General features: G+C 61.1%; 2 protein-coding genes and 1 pseudogene. All 3 read left to right on the top strand.

Annotated elements, in window-relative coordinates; all coding sequences use genetic code 11:
- A partial coding sequence (locus JNL55_RS05870; RefSeq protein ID WP_293850606.1) for a TonB-dependent receptor occupies positions 1–1,674 on the top strand: 1,674 nt, incomplete at its 5' end.
- Positions 1,675–1,712: 38 nt separating this feature from the next.
- Positions 1,713–4,958 carry an amidohydrolase family protein gene (locus tag JNL55_RS05865; RefSeq protein WP_293850603.1) on the top strand — a complete coding sequence of 1,082 codons (3,246 nt, stop codon included), beginning with the start codon at positions 1,713–1,715 and terminating at the stop codon, positions 4,956–4,958.
- 2 nt (positions 4,959–4,960) lie between these two features.
- Positions 4,961–6,270, top strand: a pseudogene (locus JNL55_RS05860) (hypothetical protein); the annotation flags it as partial.

Below are 6,270 nucleotides of genomic sequence, written 5' to 3'. Positions count from 1 at the left end.
GCCGTGGCGGGCGCGGTGCGCTTCATCACCGGCGTACCGAAGCTGGACAAGATTGAAGGCAAAGTGGCCGCGGATGTGTCATTCATCGATGGTGGCGATTCCAACGAGAAGATCAGCGGCGTGCTCAACCTGCCGCTGGTGACCGACAAACTCGCGGTGCGCATTGCTGCCACCGGCGAACAAGGCGGCGGTTGGATCGATCAGCCGGCGGCCGGCATCGAAGACGGCAACAACCAGGACATCACCAACGTGCGTGTGAAGATGCGTTGGCTGCCCACCGAAAATCTTACTCTCGATCTGACCGCGGCCAGTTATCACCTGACCAGCGAACTCGGCTTGGACTACGAAACCGCGGATCATCGCGTCAATATGCCGATCAGCGATGATCGGCGCATTCGCCGCCGGCTCGACGAGTACGGCTTGTACAGCCTGGCGGGCACTTACGATCTTGGCTTCGCCGAAATCATCGCCACCACCAGCTACATCGACTACTACCGTGAGTACACACTGCCGTACTTTGCCGGTGAGGGTACGTACTCGTATGCCAATGGCTCCCAAGGCATCAGCACCTACGACGATCAAAGCTATCAATCGAGCCAGGAAGTGCGACTGGTCTCCAAGGGCGATAGCGCGTTCAAGTACACGGCGGGTGCTTACCATCGCAAAGTGAAGTCGGACTACTATGGCCTGACCGACGGCCTGTACGACGGTTTCCTGTTCACCAACTCGGAATACATCGAGAAGTACCAGAGCGACTCGTGGTCGTTCTTCGCGGATGGCTCGATCAAGGTGGGTGAGCGCGGTGAGATCGGCGCCGGCGTTCGTAGCTTCCGGGACAGAGTCACCAGCTTTGGTGGCTTCCCGCTCGCCACGTATCAGGACACGTTCACCTCTACCGACCCGCGGGTCTATGGTTCCTACGCATTGACCGACAACGTCAAGTTGTACGCCAATGTCGCCAAGGGGTTCCGCAGCGGCGGTTTCAATTTGTTCCCCGCCGTCGCCTACGGTCCGGAGAAAGCGATCAATTACGAGATAGGCAGCAAGGGTGTCATTCCGGGCGCGCGGCTGAGCTATGAAGTCGCGGCGTTCTTCACCGACTATGACGACATGCTGCGTCGTGGGGTGGTGCAGCGGCCCGGCGGTGCTTTCCAGAACCTCACCTCGAACATCGGCCGCGCCGAGATCAAGGGCCTCGAAGTGGGCTTCGGCTGGCGGCCGGCTGACTCGTTGATGTTGAGCGTTTCCGGCACCTATCTCGACGGCGAAGTCGTGGAAGTGAAGGCGGTCAATCGCCCTGGTGAAATCACCTCGGCCAACCAGGTGGGCGACAAGGTCGATTACGTGCCCAAGTTCAGTTACACCTTCGCGGCGGATTATTCCTTCGCTTGGGCAGCCGGCGTCAGCGGTTTCTTGCACCTCGATCTGAATCATCGCGACGAGGTCTATTACACGGACGCCTTCTTGTATGTGCCGGGTGCGGTCGAACAGTCTTCGGACAGCTTCACGTTGCTGGGGGCGCGCATCGGTGCCACCTGGCAGCAGATCTCGGTCGAGCTGTTCGGTAACAACCTCACCAATGAGAACAAGCTGGTCGATCCGTTCGACATCTGGTCGCAGGCCAACCGCACCAAGCCGCGCACCTTCGGTGTGAAGACCACATACAGCTTCTGATGGAGAGACGCCGAGTGCAGCAGTCGAAGAGCGGGGCGATGAGCATACTGTTCGGTCTCATCGCCGCCGGTGGCGCGGTCGGTTCGCTGGCCGCGGCAACCCCGGAGTGGGACATCGCCAACACTGGACAACCGGTGCGCGAGCTTGCCTTCACGACCACGCAAGGCACCTGGATGAGCCTCGATGTGAGTCCGGACGGACGCAGCATCGTCTTCGATTTGCTCGGCGACATCTATGCGATCGATGCCAAAGGGGGCGAGGCACGCGTGATTCACGGCGGTCCAGCGATGCAGCGGACGCCGAGTTTCAGTGCCGATGGTCGCAAGCTGCTGTACGTCAGCGATGTGGATGGCACAGAGAACGTCTGGATGTCCAATGTCGATGGCACGCAAGCACGGCAGGTGACGCACGAGACCGCCAACCTCGTCATGTCGGCGAGTTGGGGGCCAGACCCGCAGAGCGTGGCTGTGGCGATGATCGAAGGGCGGTATCCCAAGCGCTTCGAAGCACAGATCGCACTGTTCGATGTGGCGGGCGGCAGGCGCGTGTTGGTACCCGCGCCGCCAAACCATCGAGATGTGGCCGAACCGGTGCTGTCGCGAGACGGGCGCTACGTCTATTACACCGAGCGGCTCGCCAAGGACTTTGCGATTTACATCGACGGCAATCACATCAACTACGCCGTCAAGCGTCGCGAGCTGGCAAGCGGCACGGTTGAAGAACTCGCAACCGGATGGGGTAGCGCCTTCGCGCCGCGCATCTCACCGGACGGCAAGCAACTGGCCTTCGTGCGCCGGGTGATGGACAAGACGGTGCTGTTCGTCATGGATGTCGAGACCAAGGCGCAGCGAGCGGTATACGACGGACTCGATCGGGATCTGCAGGCTGCGTACGAGGCGCAGGTCAACTACTACCCCGCGTACGGTTGGTTTCCAGACAATCGCCACGTAGCGATCTGGGGCAAGGGCGAGCTGTTCAAGATCGACGTCATTGACGGTACGGTCACGCCGATTCCATTTCGTGCCGACGTGCGTCAGCGTGTGACCGAGCCGGTGCGTTTCGAGCACGAGCTGGCGCCTGCGACGTTTCCAGTGCGCGCCATCCGTCATCTCGCACCGTCGCCGGACGGTCAGTCGATGGTGTTCACCGCGCTCGGGCAGTTGTGGCGCAAGTCGCTGCCAGCGAGTACGCCGGTGCGTTTCGGTCAGGGACCCGCATTTGCTTTCGAGCCTCGGTATTCGCGTGATGGCAGTCGCGTGGTCTACGTCGAGTGGGATGACGAACGGGGCAGCGCGCTCAAGATTGCAACGAAGAACGGCACGGGCGCGAAGACGGTTGTCACCAGTTCGGGCGTGATCCGCCAACCGAGTTTCTCCGCGGACGGCAAGCGTATTGCGTATCGCATCCAGGAAGCGGAAGTCAGCATGGGAGGCATGCGCACGCACCCTGGCGTCTATTGGGTGGCCGCGTCGGGTGGTGACAGCCATCGCGTATCCAAGGACGGTGCCTCGCCGCAGTTCTCGCCTGACGGTGAGCGCATTTATTTCTCGCAAGCCGGCAGCTCCGATGGCGGCGCGGTGCAACTGTTAATCAGCGTGACGCTGGACGGTTTGGATCGGCGCGAACATGCACGAACCGTCGATGCTGATGTATTCGATCTGCGCCCCAGTCCGGATCTACGCTGGATCGCGTTCCGAGATCGTCAGCAATACTACGTCACGCCGTATCGAGAGACCGGCCGATCGCAGTCGATCTCCGCGGCCAGCGATGAAGCACCGGTGCGTCGCTTGACGAAAGACGCGGGCGATGCGCTCGCGTGGTCGCCAGATTCCGCGACGTTGCATTGGGTGCAAGGTGCGAACTTGTATCGTGCGACGGTGTCGGGCGGCAGCGGCGATGAGATCGCCGGTTCGTATGCAACCATCGGCTTGGACGCGAAGGCGGACATCCCGGTCGGCACGGTCGCGTTCACCAATGCTCGCATCATCACGATGCAAGGCGATCAGGTGATCGAGAACGGTTCGATCGTCGTGAGCGGCAATCGCATCGTCGCGGTCGGTAGCCGCGATACAGTTGCGATCCCGGCGGGCGCGAAGGTCATCGACGCGTCGGGCAAGACGATCATGCCTGGACTCATCGATGCGCACGGTCATATCGATTGTTGCTTCGGTGTCGGTGTGACGCCGCAGAAACAGCCGATGCGTTACGCCGCGCTCGCCTTTGGCGTCACCACAAATTTCGATCCGTATCCCACCGAGCTGACCAGCTTCGAAAGCACCGAGACGACTCTGGCCGGCATCACCGTAGGGCCGCGTTGGATAGGCACCGGTAGCGCGCTCTGGGGGCGCCGCCAGCAAACCGCGCACGTTCCCGTCGACAGCTACAGTGATGCGCAACTTGCCATCGCGCGCAAGCAAGCTTTGGGAGCCTTCATCGTCAAGAGCTATCGCTATCCCAGCCGCAAGCAGCGGCAGATGCTGGTGAAAGCGGGCCGTGCAGCCGGCGTGATGGTGGACCTGGAAGGTGAGAGCCAGTTCTATAACAACATCACCGGCATCATCGACGGCCACACCAATCTCGAGCACAACCTGCCGTTCGCGAACTTCTACGACGACATCGTCCAGTTTATGGCCCGCGCCAAGGCGCACAACACGCCGACCCTGGTGGTGAACTTCGGCGAGCTGTTCGGCGACAACTATATGTATCAAACCACGCAGGCCTGGAAGGATCCCAAGGTCCAGCTGTACGTGCAGGAAAGTTTGAGCGGCTACAGCCCGCTCGGAACACCTTACGGCGCTCCGCCCCATGCTCGCGCGATGACCAGCATTCAGGCCGCTGATGAAATTTGGAACATCGGCTTTCGCGCCGTGTCGCGTGCCGTGAAGCGACTGGATGACGCCGGCGTGGTGATCAATGCTGGCTCGCACGGCGAGATGCCTGGGCTGGCCATGCATTGGGAGATGGCGCTGCTGGCTGAAGGCGGCATGAGCAACCTGCATGTGTTACGGGCCGCGACTCTCAATACCGCGACCACGCTGGGCATCGATCGGCATGTCGGCTCCATCGAAGCAGGCAAGCTGGCCGACCTCATCGTGCTAGACGCCAATCCGCTGGAAGATATCCATCACAGCAACAGCGTCCGCTACACGATGGTGAATGGCCGTCTGTTCGATTCGCTCAGCATGAACGAGATCGGTAACTACGACCGCCCGCGCGGCCGCTTCTACTGGGAGCTGCAACAACGCAATGGCATCGATTGGAAAGAAGCGTGGGGAGGCCGTTGAACATGCCAAATAGAATGCGCCTCGCGCTCCTCGCAGCGATGTTGGGGTTCACCGCCGGGCCGCTGCATGCCTGGGATGTTCGCGACACCGGTCAGCCTGCAACCGATGCGGAATTCACTGTCACTGAAGGCACATGGATGAGCGTCGACGTGAGTCCCGACGGCCGCACGCTGGTGTTCGATCTGCTCGGTGATATCTATTCGCTGCCGGCTACGGGCGGCGATGCCAAGCTGATCCACGGCGGTGCTCCGATGCAGCGTGGACCACGCTTCAGTCCTGATGGCAATCAGTTGCTGTACATCAGCGATGAGAGCGGCGGCGACAATGCATGGGTGTCGACTGTCGATGGGATGAACGCACGGCAAGTCACGCATGAGACTGTGAACGCGATCACTGGTCCCACCTGGTCGCCGACGGGCGATGCGATCGTAGCGGCACGGCTATTCTCCAGTGACGAGAAGTTGCATGCGGCCGAGTTGCGACTGTTCGACATGAAGAGCGGCGGCTCGGGGCGGCCGCTGGTGGACGCACCGGCCAATGGCGAGAACGTGCACGAGCCGCAGCTGTCGCGCGATGGACGCTATCTCTATTACACCGAGAAGCTCACGGCGCCTTCCAAGGCTGTGGTGTTCATCGACGCCAATCACATTCATTACGCCATCATGCGGCGGGATTTGCGGACTGGCGAGACTGAGGAACTGATCAAAGGCTTTGGCAGCGCGACCACACCGCAGCTGTCGCCGGACGGGCGCAGTCTGGCATTCATTCGTCGCGTGAAGACCAAGACGGTATTGTTTCTATACGATTTCGCGAGCGGCGAGCAGCGACCGATCTTCGACGATCTGGATCGCGACGCGCAGGCCGACTATACCTGGCAAGGTATCTATTACCCGCAATACGGCTGGTTCAACGACAGTCGGCACGTCGCGATCTGGGGCAAGGGTAAGCTGCTCAAGGTCGACATGCAGACCGCGACGGCGACCCAAATCCCGTTTCGAGTCCAGGCCAAGCATCGGATCACGACGCCGCCGCGCTTTACCCACGATCTCGCGCCGAAGACCTTTCCAGTCAAGGCGATTCGTCAGTTGGCGTACTCGCCCAACTCGGAGGCCGTCGTATTCAATGCGCTCGGCCGCTTGTGGCGTAAGGCTACGCCGAGCGCCACGCCGGTGCGACTTACTCGTTCTTCGGCGCTCGAGTTCGAACCGGCGTTCTCACCCGACGGACGACGCATCGCCTATGTGGAGTGGACCGACGAAGCTGGCGGTGTGTTGAAAGTTGCAAGTGCCGACGGCAGCGGTAGCAAGACGCT

Source organism: Steroidobacter sp., from assembly GCF_016790065.1.
GTDB lineage: Bacteria > Pseudomonadota > Gammaproteobacteria > Steroidobacterales > Steroidobacteraceae > Steroidobacter.
Note: the sequence above shows the minus strand (reverse complement) of the source record. Positions and strands in the feature narration are given on the sequence as shown.